General features: G+C 48.3%; 13 protein-coding genes and 1 pseudogene. 4 read left to right on the top strand and 10 right to left on the bottom strand.

What is annotated here, in order from left to right:
- Positions 1-110: 110 nt before the first annotated feature.
- The gene (locus tag BUC22_RS10525) at positions 111-1,508 is read right to left on the bottom strand and encodes an SLC13 family permease (protein ID WP_013378470.1); all 1,398 of its coding nucleotides are present in this window, start codon (positions 1,506-1,508) and stop codon (positions 111-113) included.
- A 304-nt stretch (positions 1,509-1,812) separates the two neighbouring features.
- On the opposite strand from BUC22_RS10525, the gene BUC22_RS10520 reads away from it, so the two are divergent.
- Positions 1,813-3,693 carry a sensor domain-containing diguanylate cyclase gene (locus tag BUC22_RS10520; protein WP_013378472.1) on the top strand — a complete coding sequence of 627 codons (1,881 nt, stop codon included), beginning with the start codon at positions 1,813-1,815 and terminating at the stop codon, positions 3,691-3,693.
- Positions 3,694-3,733: 40 nt separating this feature from the next.
- Here BUC22_RS10520 and BUC22_RS10515 read toward each other — a convergent pair whose 3' ends face one another.
- The 3 genes from BUC22_RS10515 to BUC22_RS10505 all read right to left on the bottom strand — a co-directional run bounded on the left by BUC22_RS10515 (position 3,734) and on the right by BUC22_RS10505 (position 7,417).
- Positions 3,734-4,630: a hypothetical protein gene (locus tag BUC22_RS10515; RefSeq protein ID WP_013378473.1), complete on the bottom strand. Its 897-nt coding sequence runs from the start codon at positions 4,628-4,630 to the stop codon at positions 3,734-3,736.
- A 168-nt stretch (positions 4,631-4,798) separates the two neighbouring features.
- Positions 4,799-6,226 carry a trimethylamine methyltransferase family protein gene (locus BUC22_RS10510; protein ID WP_013378474.1) on the bottom strand — a complete coding sequence of 476 codons (1,428 nt, stop codon included), beginning with the start codon at positions 6,224-6,226 and terminating at the stop codon, positions 4,799-4,801.
- A gap of 21 nt (positions 6,227-6,247) precedes the next feature.
- A complete protein-coding gene (locus tag BUC22_RS10505) occupies positions 6,248-7,417 on the bottom strand; it encodes an MFS transporter (RefSeq protein ID WP_013378475.1) in 1,170 nt (389 codons plus the stop codon).
- Positions 7,418-7,717: 300 nt separating this feature from the next.
- Here BUC22_RS10505 and BUC22_RS10500 point away from each other — a divergent pair, with 300 nt between their 5' ends.
- The 3 genes and pseudogenes from BUC22_RS10500 to BUC22_RS22535 form a co-directional block, all read left to right on the top strand.
- Positions 7,718-9,124, top strand: coding sequence for a sigma-54 interaction domain-containing protein (locus BUC22_RS10500; RefSeq protein ID WP_013378477.1), 1,407 nt, complete (start codon positions 7,718-7,720; stop codon positions 9,122-9,124).
- Positions 9,125-9,338: 214 nt separating this feature from the next.
- On the top strand, positions 9,339-10,157 hold the full coding sequence (locus BUC22_RS10495) for a hypothetical protein (RefSeq protein WP_013378478.1): 819 nt from the start codon (positions 9,339-9,341) through the stop codon (positions 10,155-10,157).
- Between the two features lie 952 nt (positions 10,158-11,109).
- Positions 11,110-11,187, top strand: a pseudogene (locus BUC22_RS22535) (SEC-C metal-binding domain-containing protein); the annotation flags it as partial.
- A gap of 48 nt (positions 11,188-11,235) precedes the next feature.
- On the opposite strand, the gene BUC22_RS10485 reads toward BUC22_RS22535, so the two are convergent.
- The 6 genes from BUC22_RS10485 to BUC22_RS10460 form a co-directional block, all read right to left on the bottom strand.
- Positions 11,236-11,595, bottom strand: a complete 360-nt coding sequence (locus tag BUC22_RS10485) for a helix-turn-helix domain-containing protein (protein ID WP_073382986.1) — start codon at positions 11,593-11,595, stop codon at positions 11,236-11,238.
- 516 nt (positions 11,596-12,111) lie between these two features.
- On the bottom strand, positions 12,112-14,838 hold the full coding sequence (locus BUC22_RS10480) for a bifunctional diguanylate cyclase/phosphodiesterase (protein WP_013378481.1): 2,727 nt from the start codon (positions 14,836-14,838) through the stop codon (positions 12,112-12,114).
- Positions 14,839-14,845: 7 nt separating this feature from the next.
- Complete coding sequence (locus BUC22_RS10475; protein ID WP_013378482.1) at positions 14,846-16,399, bottom strand: sensor domain-containing diguanylate cyclase; 1,554 nt, start codon at positions 16,397-16,399, stop codon at positions 14,846-14,848.
- Positions 16,400-16,663: 264 nt separating this feature from the next.
- Entirely contained in the window at positions 16,664-17,596 is a 933-nt protein-coding gene (metA, locus tag BUC22_RS10470; RefSeq protein ID WP_013378484.1) for a homoserine O-acetyltransferase MetA, read from the bottom strand.
- 78 nt (positions 17,597-17,674) lie between these two features.
- Positions 17,675-18,601 (bottom strand): cysteine synthase A, encoded by a 927-nt coding sequence (cysK, locus tag BUC22_RS10465; protein WP_013378485.1) that lies wholly within the window; start codon positions 18,599-18,601, stop codon positions 17,675-17,677.
- A 21-nt stretch (positions 18,602-18,622) separates the two neighbouring features.
- The gene (locus BUC22_RS10460) at positions 18,623-19,909 is read right to left on the bottom strand and encodes an O-acetylhomoserine aminocarboxypropyltransferase/cysteine synthase family protein (protein WP_013378486.1); all 1,287 of its coding nucleotides are present in this window, start codon (positions 19,907-19,909) and stop codon (positions 18,623-18,625) included.
- Positions 19,910-20,047 lie beyond the last annotated feature (138 nt).

Here is a 20,047-nt window from a genome sequence, read left to right as displayed (position 1 = left end):
TGCAATGGCCTGACTGAATTATATATTATCTTGTAATTACGAATCAACGAAATAAGAAGACTTGTCAATTTACAGCGGTTGACACTTAATTGACAGCGTATTCAAAAGGCCTAAATCAAACCGATCAGCCGCCAGTATGGAATATAAACCAAAAGCATGTAAAAAAAGTTAAGAATCATCACCGTTCCAAAAATTTTGGTATAGTCCTTTGTCTTAATTAAGCCAAAAGAAAAATAGAAAAGAGGGAGCGCCCATTCATAAGGAAAAAGGACCTGGCAGGAAGCCTGATACATCTGGTAATAGACCACCAGAGCGTTAATGCCGAGTGATTGCGCAGCCTGTACAAAAGGGACCGTATAGGTGGCCCAGATTGCCAGAGGGGTCAGTGCGAAGTTGGTAACGACGCAGATTATCCAGATAATCATGAGGGTAAGTGTAATGTTTGAAGCGCTGAGGTGAGGCAGGATCAGTCCGGCAATAAGACTGCCGAATCCAATATAGTTAGCCACGTAACCGATGGACAGGCAGGAGGCAATAAAAACAATCATCCCAAAATTGACAGAAGTAAGATCCTCTGGCCTGCCAAGTTTTACGCCAGGAAGGAAGAAAATCAGTGCGACTAAAGGGAATCCCCAGGCAAGAGGCAGATGATGAAGGCCCGAGGTCAGGAAATACAAAAAGACCAGAGCGCTGACAAGCGCTGTTTTTTTCTCTGTTTTTGTCATAGGCCCCATCTGCGCAAGCTCATTTTGAGCGTGATGCACTGCGTTCAGCTTATGCTCCGGCTTTGTGAGCCGGGCGGTAACAAAGACAAGAATAAAAATCCAAAGGATACTGGGGATATTGTGATAAAAGTACTGAAAGAAGGTCAGATGTGTCTGAGTCACTGTTGAGCCTAATGTCTGCAGGTTATTGATTTCACTGCTGTAGATAAAATACTTTGGCATATAGGACGAGAAAAATCCCGTCAGCATGATCCCGGCAGAGGTAGATGATTTTCCAAGTTCCAGCGCTGCGCAGATACCATAGGTGAGCATGGCCATTGGGATATAGCTCTCCCCCGGTGCCAGAAAATTCATGATAAATCCGGAGAGCGTAATAGAGAGCAGGAGCTTGTAATAAGTATTGCCTGCGTGCTCAATAAGCATATAAGCGATTCTTTTAAGAAGGCCAGTCCGCATGAGAATGTTTGAAAGAATCATGCCGCCCATAAACATCCATGGAACTGTGCTCGTCCAGGGAGAAAATACCACCTCTGTGGGGGCGAGATTTGTAATATTATAAAATATGGGCAGAATGAGTCCAACAACAAGTTGGGGAATGTACCCAAAAGCAAATATAAAAATAGCCGTTAAGGTGATGGCTGAAAAAACCTTTATTTCATGGGTGAATACCTCATTTTCAGGGATCAGCATTATAATCGCTGGTACCAGAAGTGTCACAAACCAGGACCATTTTTCTTTATTAACCGCTGTGAAATATTTTTTTAGAGTGAATAGAGTATTCATGTACCTCTCCTTAAAATGGCATGTCGCTAAATATCAGATATTCGTACGTTGGTATGATTTTACAAAGAATTTTAAAAGCCGTCAATGTGCAGAAAGGAATTGTCAATTTTCTGAAATTGACAGTTTGTGGACAAAATTATAAAGGACGTCAAAAATTTTGCGGTGCGGCAGAAAAATACTGATATTCAATATTATCCGTTCAGTTAGAATAAATCAGTAAGGTGCCCACAGTCATTGACTTATAATAGGACTTCCGATATACTGAGCTTATCAGATCATAAGATTGGAAAAACGAGGCGTAGGGATGAGAGATAAGCGCAGACGCTCCGGCTGGCTGCGCAGTGGCGTTATTGTCATTGCGGCGGTTCTGGTTGTGATTGGCGTTTCTTTTATATATGTTAAATCCGTTGAGAGGAAAGTATCAGAGGAAACTGGGCAGTACCTGGAGGAGGTTGGAATCCAGAGCGCTGCTTTGATCAGGCAAAAATTTGATGATGATATTGAAAATCTTAAGGCCGCGGCAGTGGTCATTGGCGCGACAGACCTGGCGCTGGGCGATGACCAGATTATGGAGGCGCTGCGGCAGACCGATGAAGCACTTGATTTCAGAGATGTGGCTGTGGTCGGGGCAGACGGAGTAGCCTATGAGATTAAGGACAATGCCGTTTACACCTTTGACGTGTCAGATAAGGAGCACTTCCGGTACGCCATGGTGGGTGTGCCTGTCATCTCAAACCCGACAATGCCAAAGGACAACATGGAGGAGTCCATTGTGATGGCTGTCCCGGTTTACCGGGAGGGCGCCATCATTGGCGCGGTCATGGGCCGGTATTATCTGACCGATCTGACCGAGCTTCTGGATGTCAACACCTTTGACGGAAAGGGTTATTCTTATATGGCCCGGCGCAATGGCGAGGTTTTTGTCACCTCTAATAATGAGAATGCCGATAAAACACTGAAAAATCTGAATACGGATTTTGAGGACTCTTATTTTGAGGACCCCTTTGCCCTCCAGACCATGCAGGTCAATATGCTGGAGGGCAAAAGCGGCAGTGTGTCCTATGAGTGGAACGGCACAAGGCGCATTATGCGCTATCTGCCAGTGGGCATTAACGACTGGTATCTGCTCTCAGTGGTGCCCAATGAGGTGGTTGAGAGCCGGGCGGCAGGTCTGGTCATGCAGGCTGCGGTTTTCTGCTGCATTCTCTTCGGTGTATTTACCGTGCTCTGTCTTTATGTCCTCGGAATCCAGAAACGGAAAAATGAAGAGCTCCGCAGGGCCCATCAGGAGCTTGAAACCAATGAGCGGCGCTATGAAATCGTCATGGCTCAGTCAAAGGATATTATTTTTGAGTGGGATATAAAAACCGGGCATATTTATCATTCGGACACGTTCAGGCAAAAGTTTGGATTTGAGTCCCCCAGCGAGCATTTTCCCGAGGCGGTTATTGAGGCCGGGGGCGTGCCCGAAAGCGATGAGGCGGTGTTCCTGCAGACCTACAGGAAAATTGCTGGCGGAGAGCCCTATGCCGAAGGCGAGTTCCGCGTGTATGACAGCAGCCATTACCCGCTGTGGTGCCGTTCCCGGGTCAGCCTGATTGTTGACGAAAACGGAGCGCCCAGCAAGGGCATTGGTATCCTGATGGATATTGATGAGGAAATACGGGAAAAGGAAAAGATCATGGAAGCCGCGGAAAAAGATTTTCTGACTCAGACCTTCAATAAGGGCGCGGCGGAAAGTCGTATTCAGCTTTGGATGAAAGAAAACGCCGGCGTCCAGAGGGCCGGGCTTTTGATGATTGACGTGGATGATTTTAAACAGGTCAACGATACCTTTGGGCATATCTCCGGAGACCGGGTCCTGCGGGAGGTTACCAGGAAAATTTCCGGTATTTTCAGAGAAAGCGACGTTGTGGGAAGAATCGGCGGCGATGAGTTTGTCGTGCTTATGAAGAATATTCAGGATACAGAGGTGGTGACCAGAAAGGCGCAGGAGATCATCCGAATTTTTGAGAGCTGCCGCGTCGGAGTCCAGAAAAAATACTGCATTTCCGGCAGTATCGGCATTGCCCTGTTCCCGGAAAACGGAACAACCTATAAAGAACTGCTGGGTAAGGCTGATCAGGCGCTGTACTTTGCAAAGGCTCACGGAAAAAACCAATTCATTTATTTCAAAGAGAATTAAAATAAAAAAGCTTTGCTGTCCGGCGAAGCTTTTTTATTGGTTAAAAATTATGTTCGATGGGGCCTGTATGGTTGATCTGGCTGTAAACAATCTGTATCGGACATTGCGGCGGTTCAGGGGAAATGCTGCCAGGCCACCTGAAATGATTGTCATCCTCAAAGGGAAGGTTATGTAAAAGCGCATTGACTGTGTCCAGATAATAAGAAAAATTTCCGGAAATCGCCAGCGTTTTTTCAGGATAATCGCTATAGGACCAGTTTCCTTTTATGCTGTCACGTCCCTCAAGGATTCTGCCGCTGTTCTGCAGAAAAGGCTGACAGAAGCCCTCGCTTTTTACTGTGCGTTCAAGGGTGACAGGCTTTGAAGCGTTGACCGGGCTGGGCTCTGGTCTCAGGATTGTTTTTCCATAGGCCTTGAAAAATTCGGGATCGTCTAAAAACAGGATGCCGTCAACGGCGCGCAGAGTTTCCGGGTCGCTGGTTTGCAGCGTGCTGTAGCTGCCGTCTTCCTGGGGCAAACTTAACAAAAGCCGGCCGTCCTTAACGGACAGAAACTGGTATTCTCCGCCGCTGCTGAAAGCGGCTGTTTTATTTACCCGGTCCACAGCGATGTCCAGCGGGCCGCCGTTACCTTTTGCCACGGCGTTCACCCAGCTCCAGAAGGGCAGGTCTTCTAAAGAAGAAAAATCCAGGGTCTCCCCAGGACAGCCGCCGGTCAGATAGAGGCGGATAGAATAATTATTGCTGCTGTACAGGCTGTTGTTCATCCAGGACACAAAGGTGTCCTCAGCCTCGGCGGAGGCCTGCTGCGGCGCGTCCCCCTTATCCTCCAAAGCAATCTGATAGACAAAATAGATAAAAAATGCGGTGAGAATCAAAGCCAGGATAAGCCGTGTAGCCAGCATCCTTTTTTTCATTTTTTTAGTGTCATAGCTCATGTCAAACCTCCGTATGAAAAGCATATCATAAAGAAAAGCGTCTGACAATGGCATAGCAGGAGGGAATAAGGAGAAAGATTGTTAAAAAAAAAACATAAGAAGCTTTCTGACAAAAAACGCGCAGCCTGTCCTTTTTATGCGTTGGGCGACAGGCTGCTTTTTGACAGTCTATTTATTCTTAAGCTGAAGGTTCTTGGGAATGTACTGATCAATGATCTTTTGCTGTATCCGGTCAAAATCGCCGGGCTCATACTCAGCGATGCGCTCAAGGTATTTTTTCCGGGCTTCGGCTTCAAGACTGGGACGGCCCTGGGCCATCCACTCCGCTGAGCTTTCTTTAAAGTATAAAGATGAGCGGTAGAAATCTTCCCGGTAAGCTTTGTCCGTTCTCGCCAGATAATTTCCGGCGGGGCCTGCTTTTAAAATTTTATCGATTTTCATGCGTTTTTCATCAATGGCGACAGGTGACAGTAATTTTAGAATGGACTGAACGTTTTCTTCGTCCATAATGAATTTTTCGTAGCTGATGGTATTATAGGAATCCAGTACGCCAAGAGATTGGGCAACCAGATCCGGACTTGAATGGTAGGCAAAATAAAACATCATAAAGGCTTCTGCGCCGCACTGGTAGTCGAGCTCCTTGGCGTCTGCCAGGCCAGTGGTCCCAAGGCTTGGCAGACCATAGAAGTCGGCCATATCCTTTTCGGCCATCATGCGGTAGGGAGATTCGGGTGTGGCTACAACACAGGAGGTGTAGCGCAGGTCGGAAAGCATGGAAATCAGGCTGTACATAACTGGATTTCCAGGGTTGATGGTCTGAGAAAGAGTGATGATTCCCAGCTTTTCAGCATTGCCCTGGAGCAGGGTTCCTGCCAGGGTCGGCGGTGTTGTTAAACCGGGCATTCCTGAGCCCTGGGCCCATAGAAGCTGGTTGCATCTGCAAAACGACAGTAAGGTTTCGCAGGTATCCTGGGTCAAACGAAAAGGTGACGCAGTGCTGATACAGATCATGGCGTAGACATCCTCGTCACGGACGCCGCCGTAAAATTGCTTGATCATTTCAAAGCTTTTGTCAGAAATTTCGCCGCCTTCACAAAAAGTTTGAAGCGGTTTGGTAGAATAAGCAAGGGTGATTGCCAGCCGGGTCATCGCGTTGTCGAGGGGTGACAGCGGCAGATCACGGGGTCTCAGCATATTTGCCCCTACTGTTCGCATTAAGCTGCTGGTTTCATGCAGTACTGTGAAATCCACCATGTCCTTCATGGTCGTTGGCCGGTAATGACCGTCCTCCAGGACATTCATAGGCCCAAGAGCCGGAGCGAGCTTTGTTCCGTCCTCCCGGATACTGAAAGCCTTACGTCCATCCCGTCCGCGAAGCATAAAGTCTTTGGGGGCCTGCTCTAAAGCGGCTTCAACCTTTTGCCGGGGATAGTAAACACGCTGTCCCTCAACACGAAACCCTGCTTTTTTACATATTTCCAGGATTTCATCACTCTCGATGATCTCGCCGTTGTTTTCCAGCAGGTAAAGAGACTTTTCATGGATTAATTCCATTTCTGTTTTTGATAATACAGGTTGATAGTTTGTGATTTGCATTTTTTCCTCCATAAAGTAATACTATTGGTTATTGCTTGTTTTTGTTTTTAAAACTGATTTTTTCAGAACAAAGGTAGCAGCGATTCCAACAACACAGGAAACCAGGCACAGGATAAAGATCTGCTGATAGCCTGAGAAGCCGTTGGCGTCGATCATTCCGCCGCCGACTTTATAGAACCAGATATCGCTGGAATATCCCACACAGGAAACAAAACCAGAGATGGTGCCCGTATATTTAGCGGAAATACCTGCTTCTGAAATCGGGATAAAGCTGCAGGTGACAGAAATATTATAGAGGGCAGATACCAGGCATAAGGAGGTAACAATTACCCAGGCAAGCGCTGGATTCAGTGGTGTGAAAAGAACCATTGCAAAGGCTAGGATTCCGATGACAAAGGCGATCCGCATGACGATCGACGACGCGCCGATTTTGTCGCGAAGCCAGCCGGCCAGCGGGTTGGCCACTAAGCGCACAACCTGCTGCCGGAAGATGGCAATGACTGAAATCCAGGCGACAGGAACAGCAAAGTATTCGCTCATGTAAGGCTGAAAATAACTTTGGGAAGACTTTGGAATGTAGGCACACAAAACAACAATGGCCATAATCCAGACAATGGGCATTTTTAATACCTTTCCAAGATCACGGAGATTGACTTTGCTTTCTTCGGAGCCTGTATCTGGCAGCGCTTCCTTTTCCTTGAAAATTACAAAGAAGATGAGCGTTGGAACAGCGACGACCAGAGCAAAAAAGATGATCAAAGCTTTAAAAGCAGTTATATTTTCGCCTAAACCGCTGTACAAAGCGGTTGCCGCAAAGCCCTCCAGTGCGCCAAAGATGCCGGAAAAGGCAAAAAACAATCCATAGAGCTTTCCCTGCTCACTGTCATCTCCCATAATGCGAATAAATTTGATGATCGCTCCCCAAAAAGTAAAAATGGTGGTAACGGCAAAGCCAAACTGAATGACAAGCATGATTGGAAGCGGAGGAATCAGCAGCATACAGAACCCGAGTGCGGCTGTTCCTAAGTAAGAGACTGTTATCAGGGCTTTAACGCTAAATTTGTCGGAGAGATATCCGCCGGGAAAGTATAGAATAACGGAAACAATCCCAAAAACAGTCATCATTGAGCCAATCTGTTCATTTGTAAAGCCAAAGGCCTGCTGTACAGGGATATAGTAGGTTTCCAGCATATACGGGAACTACCAGACAGCCCCATAGCTGATCGTCACTAACAGAATGATAATCCACCTTTTCTTTTTAAAATCCATTTTCGCTTCTCCTAAATAAAATATTTAACCGGTTATGCTTGTTAGAATAATGCAAGTTGTGTGCCAAGTCTGTTTTTAATGAATATAACACTTAAAACTTTTTAAAGCATATAAAAAAGTGATAAAATAATGAATTCAGCAGATTAAACGATATAGCTCTTTGTGCTTTTGCACCATTTATGGTACAATATGTTCCTATAATGAACGCAGAGGTGCATGGAAATGTATAAAAAATATAAACCGAGTAAAGAATATCTGGCTTATCTGGATTCATTGCCCAAAAGCTTTTTTGTAACAGTGCTTGAAAACAGCTATAATGAGCATATTGTTTACGATGCTGATGGAAAAATTTTGTATGTAAATCCTGCCTGTATAAGGCATTATGGATTAAAGCCAGAAGAAATGATCAACCGTAATAATGCGGATGTGTATCAGGGCTACTGGACGCCTCCGGGACTTGATGTTTTCCATTCAAAAAAGGATACTGCGTTCCTGCGGCAATATTTTATCCCTTCAGATTCTGTTTTTTATACAATTGGCGTTCCTGTCCTCAATGAAGCCCATTGTATTGAGATGATTATTGGAACCGTGCAGGAAGAACCAGTAAAGGAATGGGATGTTGATTATAATAAAAAAAGCCGGTCCTCTAAGAGTCATTTTAAGTCGGAAGAGATTCCGTTGATCAGCGTTTCATATCAGTATTGGAAGGTTGTCAGTGAATTAAAAGAAGTATCAGAATCGTCCATCCCCATTATGCTCCTGGGAGAGTCTGGGACTGGCAAGACCTATATGGCAAAATATATTCACGAGAACAGCCATAAGGAAGGCCTCTTCATGACACTGAATTGTGCCGCAATTCCAGAAGCGCTTCTGGAGTCAGAGCTTTTTGGCTATGCCGGGGGCGCTTTTACCGGTGCCAGCAAAGCTGGAAAAGTGGGATTAATCGAAATGGCCAATGAGGGAACTTTGTTTTTAGATGAAATTGGGGACATGCCGCTGTCAATACAGGCAAAGCTTTTAGATGTCATTGAAAACAAACGTTATCTGCCTGTGGGCAGCACAAAAATGAAATATGTGAATACGCGCATCATAACAGCCACCAATAAGGATATTGACCAGCTGGTGGACAAGGGAGAATTTCGGGAAGATCTTTATTGGCGAATCTGTACCTTTAAAGCCATTATTCCCCCGTTAAGAGAAAGAGTAAAAGATATTCTCCCCCTGGCGAACTTTTTCCTGAAACATTTTAATCTGAGCTATAATAAGTCGAAAAGATTTTCAAAAGAGATCATAAACTTTTTTCAGGAATACCCGTGGCCGGGTAATATCCGGCAGCTTAAAAACCTGATCGAACGCCTGGTGGTAACAGGCCGGGGAAATGAGATTGCCATGAAGAACCTGCCGGATTACCTTTTGGAGGAGACAAAGAGGCTTCCAGACTACCAAAAAACAGGTATGGGCCTAAACAAAAGAGTGGATGCCTTTAAAAAGGAGCTGGTACAAAAAGCATATGAGCAGTATCCAACCATTAGAAAGCTCGCGCAGGCCCTTGAGGTAAGCCCGACAACAGCCCAGAGATTAGTAGAGAAATACTGTAAAGAGGTTTCTGAAAGATCGTCGGAAATGTAAAAGAAGCAGCCCGCCACGGCTGCTTTTTTATTGGTTAAAAATTATGTTTGATGGGGTCGTATGATTGATCTGAAGTGAATAAGCCGCAGAGAAGAAAGATTGTTAAAAACAAAACATAGTTATCTTTAAGAAAAATAATTTTTTATGAGAAATGATTTACTTTTATTTCTTGCTGTGCTAAGATTAAACCATTACAAAAGTAAGGGGATTTAATATGTTTACAGAAATTGAAACAGACGTGCTATTGGAAGAAATTGCTCAGGGGGATGAATTGTATGAGAGCGATGCAAACAGAGCGATCGATATCTGGTATTCGGTTTTCCTGAAAATTGCAAATGAGAGTAAAGCAATGAAGAGCACCTATTTATATGCGGGCATCAGGGATTATTGGAAAGCGATGGAAATCAGCGGTTGGTTTGATGATCTGGTGTCGGCTTTCTTCTGGTCCGGACGCAATCGGGAGAAGGAGCGGGAAGAGTTCTGCAAAATTATGATGAATGATTTTGATACAGGCAATATCCGGAACGTTTTTCAGGTTAACCTGGCCGATCTTTTTTATCTGCAGGGCAAAGAAAATGAAGCCAATGCGCTGGTGGAAAACGCGCTTTCAGATTATCCGGTGAATTTTTTTGGCTGGCAGCGCTACGCTGAGCACTATACGAAAAAAGAAACAAAGAAAGATATGAACAAGGCTTACCGTATCTGTGAAAGAGGTGCGGCGGCATTTTTGAACAGCAGAATGGATGCCAGCATACTCATAGAAAACGGCGCGGATATTTTTATAGCGGGCTTTGCAGCGCTGTGCGAAAGCCTCGGAAAAGATGAGGAAATGGACTATTGGCAAAGAACAAATAAAGACCTGAAAGTACAGTGCGAAAGGGAAATCCGGAATCACAGAAAGTATGAGGCTTATAACATTTTGTATAAAGAAAAAGAAATAATAGAAACACTTGACGAGCGGGTGCTTTCTGAAATTCTCGATCCATGCGCAGGCTGCAGAAAACGAGGCAAATGTAAATCCAAATCCGCGTGAAAGTGATAAGAAGGACTGAGTTATCAGAGAAAAGAAACCGAAGATCTGGAGGAGGAGACGGCAGCATCGCCTGAAACGGCCGAACCGGTAAAATAAAATTTTAAAGCATTTCGGAAATAATTTTTTTGTAAGAATAATTTACTTCGAAATGTATTATGATTAAACCATTACAAATTAAAGCAGATTAAGGGGAAAAATGTTTACAGAAAAAGAAACAGCCGATTTGATGAAGGAAATGCGGAGAGGGTATAGCTTCGTAGAAAAAAATATCGATAAAACCATTGATGTCTGGTACCCGATATGGGAAAAGTTCGTTGAGGAAAACCGTAAAACGGGGAGCCGCAATTTTTTGGCCTGCCTTGACAGCAAGGCGAATAGCAGGGCATGTGTCAGCTTTGGGAACTGGCTTGGCGATCTGGAGATGGTGTTTTTAAATTCCGGAAGAGGTAAAGCGCGGGAGCGGGAAATCTTCTGCACGACGATGCTCGGGGAGTTTGAGCGGTCCTGGAGCACGGGAGATATTGAGCAGAACCTGGCAGAGCTTTATTATTTACTGGGAAAGCGTGAAGAGGGAGACGCCCTTTTTGAAAAAATGCTCGAGGAAGATCCTGAAGATGTCTATCTCTGGGCAGGCTACGCCAGAGAATATGGCGGAAGGCACGGTGACGATAATGAGAGGGCTTACACCATTTATAAAAGGGGAATCGATACTGTGCTGGCAGAATGCGCCAAGCAGCCTGAGTTGGATTTGCTCCACTACCGGGATATCGACCTCCTGTATGACGAGATAGCTGAGGTCTGCACCATTCTTGGCAAAACGGAGGAAGCGGACGAATGGCTGGAAAAAAGCCGGGCTATCAGCAGGAGTGCGGAGGACCGCTATACGACGGTGACAGAGGCGCCTGATTTTTCCTGTGAACCGCCAAAACAGCAGCCCATCGTCGCCCCGCCAAAGGTTGGCCGGAATGATCCCTGCCCCTGCGGCAGCGGAAAAAAGTATAAGAAGTGCTGTTTGAATAAAGCAGACTAAACCTTGTTTTTGCAGCGTAAAAAAGCAGCCGTGGCGGGCTGCTTTTTTTTATTTTTGGGCTCTGGGTACTTCCTCAACCGGGTCATGACTCAGCAGAAACAGGGTCAGAATCTCTTCCGCGTATTTGCCTTTATCCTTGGGGCAGCGCTCAAGCAGCTCCAGTATGGCTGAATATTTTGTACCCATGTACTCCCGCGGCCCATAGAGGATCGCGTCCGACGACATTTTGAGGGTGCTGCAGAAATAATTCAGGCTTTTGAGTGAAAAGCCCTTTGTGCCAAGCTCAATATCTGCCAGAAAGGTGGGGGTGATGCCGATTTTTCTGGCCAGCTGGTCCCGTGACATATTTAAAAAGGTCCGCTGTTTGCGGATGCGAAGGCCAATGGCCTTGTGGTCGAGTTCCTGCATTTTTCTTTCCTCCGTCATTGTGTTTTTATCCGCGGGACAGGGGTTCAGCCCCGCTGCCCCGCAGAAGGCAAACAAAAAAGCCATGCAGGGCCAGACGTGACCATACACAGCTTCAAAAAACGAATTAAGGATACAGAAGTCCCCTCGATCTCTTTCTCCGAAAACGCGTTACACAAATACACCGCTTTATTAGCTTGGCGCACAAAAAATCACTTGTGATAAAACACAAAATGGCATATAATAAATAAGCGGTACGTGCCCGGGAGGGCCGTTGTGTATGGTGGTGTCTTCACCTGCGCAAGCCGGTAATGTGTTCCCGCACATTGCCGGATGCCGCACTTTTTATTTGCTTTTACTTTATCATTATATCCCCTCTTCTATAAATTTGCAAGCTTAATTGTGCATAACTCTTTTCAAAGTTATTTTAAATAAATTTTTGTCTTTAAAAAACGCCGCCTGGCATTGCCGTTCTAAAAACGGTTTTGCAGGCGGCGCTTGTTTTTGTTAAGCCTTGATTTAATTGTCTGAGGCGCGGGTCTTCTGGCTTAAAAATTTAGTCAGGGCTTCTTCACACATGGGCCGCGCGTAATAATAGCCTTGGATATACTGTACCCCGGAGGCCGCGACCTCCCTCTGCTCTTCCAGGGTCTCAACCCCTTCGGCCACAACCGTCAGCGCATTGACTTCGGCCATCTCTACAATGCTGTTGAGCAGGGCGCGCTGTTTATGGCTTGTGCAGATCTGCTGGGTCAGCGAACGGTCAATCTTGATGACGTCTACGGGCAGGTTAAAGAGGTAGTTGAGGCTGCTGTAGCCTACGCCAAAATCATCCAGGGCAATCTGGATGCCTGCCTGGCGCAGGGCTTCGAGAGTGGAAGAGGCGTGCTCAATGGACTGAATGAGGACGCTCTCGGTTAATTCCAGTGTGATCTGTCCGTTGTCTGCGCCGGAAGCGCGGATGATGCTGAGCAGATGGTCTGAAATGTTTTCCACCAAAAGCTGCTGAACCGAGAGATTGACATGTATGTTTTTTAAACCCAGAGCCTTGCCCTGAGCGTTGATAAACCGGCCCGCCCGGCTGAGGACATAATTGCCGAGCTGGTCAACCATGCCGCTGCGTTCTGCCAGGGCGACAGCCTGGCCGGCGGAGAAAAAACCGCCGTTACCATCCGGCAGACGCACCAGCACCTCTGCGGTGCTAAAGGAGCCTGTGGCCAGGTGCATGATCGGCTGATACCAGACCTCAAGGGTTTCCTCTTTAATGGCGGCTTCCAGCCGGGTTATAATATCGGCCTCGCTGCGGATAATTTCGTCCAGCTCATCATTGTAGAACATGATCTTCTGGCCGGACTCCTTGGCGTAGCGCATGGCGGACTGGATACGGTCCAGGAGAATTTCCGGGCTCGGGCCGTTTGCGGGGTAGAGGCAAACGGCTGTGCGCACCCGAAGGGTAAAGGTGGCGTGCCCGGCTGTGACCGGTGATGAGAGCAGGGTCTGGAGCTTGGTGGCAAAAGAGGTTTCATCCTCGCCAGACAGAGTAATGCCCAGAAAGACGTCACCGTTGATGCGGTACAGGTAGTTGCCGAAGAGCCGCGACAGACGCTGTACAACCTCATGCAAAATTCTGTCGCCGATATCTGCGCTGAACAGCTGGTTATACTGGCTGAAGGCGCAGATATCCACACAGAAAAGACTGAAGGGGCGCTTTTTATCATAGGAGATGAGCATGTTGGCGTCCCGCTGGTATTTTGACCGGTTCCCCACATTGAAGACCGGGTCAAAGTAGGCCAGCTGCTCAACCTGTTTCCGGTATTGATTAAAGGTTTTGGAGAGCTCCATCATTTCAAGGTCTGTATATTCGTCAAAGGTGACATTATTCTGCCCCGCGATCAGCTGGCGGCATTTTTCGGTAAGCCGGTGGGCAGGCGATTCGCTGGAACGGTGTTCATAATAGCTGTGTACCAGTGCGGTGATTTCCTTTTCGGCCTGGTTTCTGCCGGCGCTGCAGTGTCTGTATTGATAGTGGGTGGTTAAAAAGAGCTTCTTGCCGTTCAGGCGGGTTCTCAGCAGGAGCTCAAGCGTTACGCCCTTTGCGAAGTCCTCCTGCTGGTTAAGGCTCATATCCTCACAGACGGCGATGGCGAAATTGCCATCGCCCAGGCGCCCTGCGATAAAGGGGCTCTGGATAAAGGCATTGAGACGTTCGGGAATACTCTTTAAAAAGATGGATTCCTCTGCCGGGCCGATCAGCTGTGATACCTGATTGTAGCTTTCGTACACAAAGTAAAAAAGATAAACAGGGCCACTGCTATCGTCGGAGAGCCATCCATCCAGGGCGGCGGTAAAACCGGGCAGATTGTAAAGACCTGTCTGGATATCTACGGTGGAGACCTTCTTTAAAATCCATTTTCGTGTGAGGGACTGGTACATCGCGCAGGCCATACCCAGCATCAGAAGTGCAGCGGCAAAACAGCTGCTGATGATGACAGCCCGGTTGGCGGGAGAAATCCAGCCGTCTGTCGGCTGGATGCTGATGTTCCACTCTGTCGGCAGGTTAAAGGAGGTTTTTACCGCGTTGGAGAAATCGATATTACTGCCTGAAACGGCGATGACGTCCTTGCCGCCGTTTTGGGGATTAACACGCCATAATTCATAGTCATATCCCTGGTCTGAGAGATACTGGAGGCTGAGCTGCCCCAAGACATACTCGCTGTCCAGAGCCAGGGCTACCTCCCCCAGATAGGCGTTGTCCTTGACAAAGGGCTGCAGAAAGAGAAAGACCGGCCGGTCATCTGATGCGCCCTCCAGCACAACAGGACCCTCGATCACAAGTTCTTTGACGACCTTGGAAAGGGTAAAAATATAGGATAAATCCCTCAGGCTCTGACCTGTCTGATAGCCGAAGGTTTCCCTGGGAAGGGCGCTGGTAATGGTATCGCCTTCGATCAGGCAGACATAGCGCACCTGCTCCTGCGAAAGCAGAGGCGCCGCTGCGTTTTCAAACCAGGCAGTGCTGCTTCTGTCCATGATCAATGCCATTTGGGCCAGGGCGTCAGCTTCGTTTAACCGGCCCTGAAGCTGAAATTGGATATCTTCACTGTAAAAATGGAGAATCTGCTCCGCGTCGCTCCGGCGGATGCCGGTCAGCGCCCGGGTCATGCCCATACCCAGTGCTGCGGTGAAAGCCAGGATTAGCAGAATAACGGCACAGGCCAGAAGCCGCCGCTTGACACGCTGTTTCATACACACCTCAGTTCTGATGAATTTTGTAATAACCTTTTCCGTTTTGTTTCACAAAGTACAAGGCCTCATCGGCGTCGGCGATCATTTTTTCCAGCTTCATGCCAGGCTGGCAGAGGGATACGCCAACACTGCACTGGACATTGATCTGCTGACCGGCTGAGCCGATTTCAGAATGAAGCCTCAGAACAAGCTCCTCCAGCACGCTGCGCAGTTCAGCTTCGTCGTCCAGGTTGATCAGCAGCATGACGAACTCATCACCGCCGTACCGGCTGACGAGGCCGTCGTATTTCTTCTCGTATTCCCGAAAGATATAGCCTACATTTTTCAGGGCGACGTCGCCGCCGTAGTGGCCATAGGTATCGTTGATGGATTTGAGGTTATCCATGTCCACAAAGCAGAGGGCGCTGGTATATTCGGGATTGATCTTCTGCAGCTGGGTCTCGGCCTGGTTGAGAAATACCGAACGGGTCACCAGACCAGTTAAGGCGTCGGACAGGCCATCGCTGGTCAGGCGGATAATTTCATTGAAATCGACGTTTTCGGGACGCTCATCCTGATAGAGCTTCTTTTCAAGCTTTTCCACAGATTCTACAAGGAGGTCCACGCTATGCATCTGTCCCGCAATATAACGCCGCAGCAGAAAGGACAGTCCAAGACACAGCAGCGCCGCCAGCGCCGCGACCAACAGGAGGCTGGGGAGGATTCCCAGGAAAGCGGTACGGAAATCAACAGAGCACAGCAAATCCCAGCCTGTGTCCTCGACCCGCTGGTAGGCAGTGTAGACAAGACTGCCGTTCTGGAGGCTCCAGTAATCCCCTGGTTCCGCGGCTAAGAGCTGCTCCTGAAGCTTATCCGGCGTTGTGCCGATGACCCTGGCGTTTTGCAGCTCCTTCATCAGCGGCTCACCGTAGGGCAGCCCCGCGGTAGAGGACATGATTTGCCCCTGTGAACCGATCAGGGTTGCCTCATAGCCGCTGGTGGCCGCGGACTGTTTTAAAATATCGACCACCTCGTCAAAATAGATGGCGCAGAAGAGACAGCCGGTAATATTATTCTGCGCGTCAAGCAGAGGAACAGCCACTGTATAATTGAGGGTTACACCGTCGGCTCCGGCGGCAAAGCTGTCGGTAACCTGGCGCTGTCCGGTGGAAAACAGCCGCTGCATATAATCCCGGCTGGCCAGGCTGGCAGGCTCGGAACCATCGGAGTAGACGGTGATATTGGAATCCACATAACAGATCATCAGGTAGTCGAAGTATGGGGACATCTGGTCGAGCTTTTTCACCTTTTCAATGGGCGGGACATTTGGGTCATAAAACTCCGGCAGGCTTGCCAGTGATTCCAATAGCGTAATGGATTCGTCGATGCGCTGCGAAGTCTGCGCATGGACATTCGACAATAAAACCTGGGCGTTGGATTTCATCTGGCTGAAGGACAAAACAGCGCCGCCAAGCATAATGGTGGCAAAAATTAAAAGACAAAAAACAGCAACATACCGAAAAATCGGCGAGAAGGAAATTTGCCAGTTTCCGTCCTTGCTTTTTTGATTATTTTTATTCATGGAGAGCTTGCCTTTCTTTCGGGTGCGATCATTTACAGGCCAAAATATAAATTGTTTTTCATAAAAGATCAGTATTTTTTATAGTTTGCTTTCTTGGTACCTTTACAGAACAAATTATATCATACTTGCCGGGACAAAGCAATTTGCCGGCAGGGGCTGCTGTCCTTTATAACGCTGGGATTGAGCGTGATGGCTGATGTTTTTTAGAAAACAAAAAGCTGTAGCATCCCTTTGAGGAATGGTACAGCTTTTGCGGAAAATCGTTTAGTGATGATCAAAATCCGGATTGTTATCCAGGTCATAGGGCGTTGCCTGATAAACGTAATAATTGAGCCAGTTGAAAAAAAGCAGATTGGAGTGGCCTCGCCAGCGCACCACGGGTTTTTTCGAAGGGTCGTCGCCCGGGTAATAGTTGTTGGGAACATTGATGGGCTTCCCCTGAGAGACATCCCGGTCGTATTCTTTTTTCAGAGTATCCCAGTCGTATTCGCTGTGGCCTGTGATAAAGATCTGCCGCCCTTCCCTGGCGGTTACAATGTATACGCCCGCGTCGTCGGACATGGCCATCATGGAGAGCTCTGGTACCTTTTCGATATCCTCGCGCCGTACCTCGGAATGACGGGAGTGGGGCACGTAAAAAATATCATCAAAGCCGCGGAAAAGCGGAATGTATTTTTCTTCAAGATGGTGTTCGAAAACGCCGAAGAGCTTGTGGTCCAGGTTGTGCTTGGGCACGCCGTAGTGGTGGTATAAAGCCGCCTGGGCGCCCCAGCAGATGTGAAGCGTGGAATAGACGTGGGTCAGGCTCCAGTCCATGATATCCACCAGCTCGTCCCAGTAGTCCACTTCCTCAAAGGGGAGGGTCTCGATGGGCGCGCCGGTGATGATCAGGCCGTCAAAGTATTCGTAGCGTACATCGCTGAAGGTTTTATAGAAAGTATCCAGATGCGCCTGGTCGGTATTTTTGCAGTCATGGGTATCGGACTGCAAAAGGGTGACATCCACCTGGATAGGGGTATTGCCCACGAGCCGCAGAAGCTGGGTCTCGGTAACAATCTTGGTGGGCATCAGGTTCATGATGGCGATTTTCAGCGGACGGATATCCTGTGTGGTTGCCCGGTCCTGGTCCATGACAAAGATGTTTTCATTCTCGAGAATCTGAAAAGCAGGCAGATCGCCTGGAATTTTAATAGGCATAGAGTCACTTCCTTTTTTAGTTAATGTCGGTTAAGGTCAGATTGCTGCGCCTTGCAATCCGGCCTGCCCGGGCTTTATTTAATTAAAAAGCGGTGTGGATAAATAGCGTTCTCCTGTGTCGGGCATCAGGACAACAATGTTTTTTTTCGCGTTTTCTGGCCGCCTGGCAAGCTCTATGGCTGCCCAGACCGCGGCGCCGGAGGAAATACCGACCAGAAGGCCCTCAGTTTTGGTTAACACACGGGCGTAGGCGTAGGCGTCTTCATCCTTGACTGGAATGATCTCATCGATGATGTCAAGATCCAGGACCGCTGGAACAAAGTTTGCGCCGATCCCCTGGATGGCGTGAAAGCCAGCGGGCTCACCCTTTAACACCTGTGAACTCCAGGGCTCCACAGCAATGATCTGCACGTCTGGATTTTTTTCCTTTAACCCCTTTCCCACGCCGCCGAGGGTGCCGCCTGTGCCAACGCCGGCCACAAAGATATCCACGCTTCCGTCCAGGTCATCTAAAATTTCGACAGCGGTGGTCTTTTCATGGGCGATGGGGTTGGCGGGATTTTCAAACTGCTCCAGAATAATGGAGTTTGGAATCTTCTGGTTAAGCTCTCTGGCCTTGTCGATGGAGCCCTGCATGGCCATATCGCCATCGGTCAGGACGATTTCTGCGCCAAAAGCCTTGAGCAGGCTCCTCCGTTCAATGCTCATGGTTTCCGGCATGGTCAGAATGAGGTGGTACCCTCTGAGGGTTGCCACCAAAGCCAGGCCAATGCCTGTATTGCCGCTGGTGGGCTCAATGATCGTGCCGCCGGGAGCAAGGAGGCCCTTCTCCTCTGCGTCGAGGATCATGGACAGGGCGATCCGGTCCTTGACACTGCCGCCGGGATTGAAAAATTCCAGCTTGCCGAAAAGGTTAGCCTCCAGCGCCTCCTTTTCCATCAGGTGGTTAAGCTTCAGCAGCGGTGTGCCGCCGATGAGCTCGGTTAGTTCTTCATAGACTTTCATTTGATTATACTCTCCCTGTTTCTATTTCTGTGAAAGCTGCAGCGCGTCGTCTAGGGCGCCGATTAAGTCACCGGCGTTTTCCAGACCGATAGACACGCGGATCATATCCTCTGTAATGCCAGCTGCCAGCAGCGCGTCGCCGGAAAGCTGCTGGTGGGTCGTGGTCGCCGGGTGGATCACCAGGGACTTGGCGTCCGCTACGTTGGCGAGATGGGTGAAAATCTGGATATGATCGATGAACCTGCGTGCAGCCTCAATGCCGCCTTTAATGCCAAAGGTAAAGATGGAGCCTGTGCCGCGGGGAAAATATTTTTTGGCCAGAGCATGGTATTTGCTGTCTGTCTGGTCAGGATAATTTACCCAGGTAACCGCGGGGTGGCCGGATAAAAAGTCAATGACCCGGCGGGTGTTTTCCACATGGCGGCCCAGCCGCAGCGAGAGGGTTTCAAGGCCCTGAAGAAGCAAAAAGGAATTGAACGGGCTGATACAGGCGCCAGTATCCCGGAGCATCTGGACACGGGCCTTCGTGATAAAGGCAGCCTCACCGGCATCCCGGGTGTAGACAATGCCGTGGTAGCTTTCGTCAGGCTCTGTGAATTCCGGGAATTTGCCGCTGCCTGCCCAGTCAAAGGTACCGCCGTCCACGATGACGCCGCCGATGGTGGTGCCGTGGCCGCCGATGAACTTGGTGGCAGAGTAAACCACAATGTCCGCGCCAAAATCCAGTGCCCTGAAAAGATAAGGGGTGGCAAAGGTGTTGTCGATGATCAGCGGGATTTTATGGTCATGGGCAATTTTCGCAACAGCCTCGACATCGACGATGTTGATGCTGGGGTTGCCGAGGGATTCGATGTAAATGGCTTTGGTGTTTTCATTGACCGCAGCTTCAAAGTTCGCAGGATCGTCCGGGTCCACAAAGGTGGTTCGGATGCCGAATTTTGGCAGAGTCGCGTCAAGAAGGTTGAAGGTGCCGCCGTAAAGGGTAGAGGCAGCGACGATTTCGTCACCGGCCTGGGCGATGGTCATGATCGTCAGGGTGATAGCCGCAGAGCCAGAAGCTACCGCCAGAGCGCCGACACCGCCTTCAAGGGCGGCCATACGCTTTTCCAGTACGTCAGAGGTCGGGTTCATGATACGGGTGTAGATATTGCCGTTTTCCTTTAAGCCAAAGAGGTTTTCTGCGTGTTCGGTGCTGTCAAAGGCGTAGGAAGTGGTCTGGTAAATGGGCACTGCCACAGAATGGGTTGCAGGGTCCGGGGTTTGTCCGGCGTGAAGCTGGAGGGTTTCAAATTTCAAGTTTTTATCCATGATTTATCTCCTTAATGCATGAAAACATATTAATTTAATAAGAATTATATGTAATATACCATTATTCCATATGCTTGTCAATGCAAATAATGCTTTACGGGCTTTTAAAAGTGCTGTATAATAAAATTTAAGGAAGCA

Source organism: Eubacterium callanderi (assembly GCF_900142645.1).
In the GTDB taxonomy this organism is placed as follows: Bacteria; Bacillota; Clostridia; order Eubacteriales; family Eubacteriaceae; genus Eubacterium; species Eubacterium callanderi.
The sequence above is the reverse complement of the archived record's forward strand: the minus strand, read 5'-3'. Positions and strand labels throughout refer to the sequence as shown.

Coding starts and splice junctions, on each gene's coding strand:
- BUC22_RS10525 (WP_013378470.1), bottom strand. CDS start 1,508: ATGAATACTCTATTCACTCTAAAAAAATATTTCACAGCGGTTAATAAA.
- BUC22_RS10520 (WP_013378472.1), top strand. CDS start 1,813: ATGAGAGATAAGCGCAGACGCTCCGGCTGGCTGCGCAGTGGCGTTATT.
- BUC22_RS10515 (WP_013378473.1), bottom strand. CDS start 4,630: ATGAGCTATGACACTAAAAAAATGAAAAAAAGGATGCTGGCTACACGG.
- BUC22_RS10510 (WP_013378474.1), bottom strand. CDS start 6,226: ATGCAAATCACAAACTATCAACCTGTATTATCAAAAACAGAAATGGAA.
- BUC22_RS10505 (WP_013378475.1), bottom strand. CDS start 7,417: ATGCTGGAAACCTACTATATCCCTGTACAGCAGGCCTTTGGCTTTACA.
- BUC22_RS10500 (WP_013378477.1), top strand. CDS start 7,718: ATGTATAAAAAATATAAACCGAGTAAAGAATATCTGGCTTATCTGGAT.
- BUC22_RS10495 (WP_013378478.1), top strand. CDS start 9,339: ATGTTTACAGAAATTGAAACAGACGTGCTATTGGAAGAAATTGCTCAG.
- BUC22_RS10485 (WP_073382986.1), bottom strand. CDS start 11,595: ATGCAGGAACTCGACCACAAGGCCATTGGCCTTCGCATCCGCAAACAG.
- BUC22_RS10480 (WP_013378481.1), bottom strand. CDS start 14,838: ATGAAACAGCGTGTCAAGCGGCGGCTTCTGGCCTGTGCCGTTATTCTG.
- BUC22_RS10475 (WP_013378482.1), bottom strand. CDS start 16,399: ATGAATAAAAATAATCAAAAAAGCAAGGACGGAAACTGGCAAATTTCC.
- metA (WP_013378484.1), bottom strand. CDS start 17,596: ATGCCTATTAAAATTCCAGGCGATCTGCCTGCTTTTCAGATTCTCGAG.
- cysK (WP_013378485.1), bottom strand. CDS start 18,601: ATGAAAGTCTATGAAGAACTAACCGAGCTCATCGGCGGCACACCGCTG.
- BUC22_RS10460 (WP_013378486.1), bottom strand. CDS start 19,909: ATGGATAAAAACTTGAAATTTGAAACCCTCCAGCTTCACGCCGGACAA.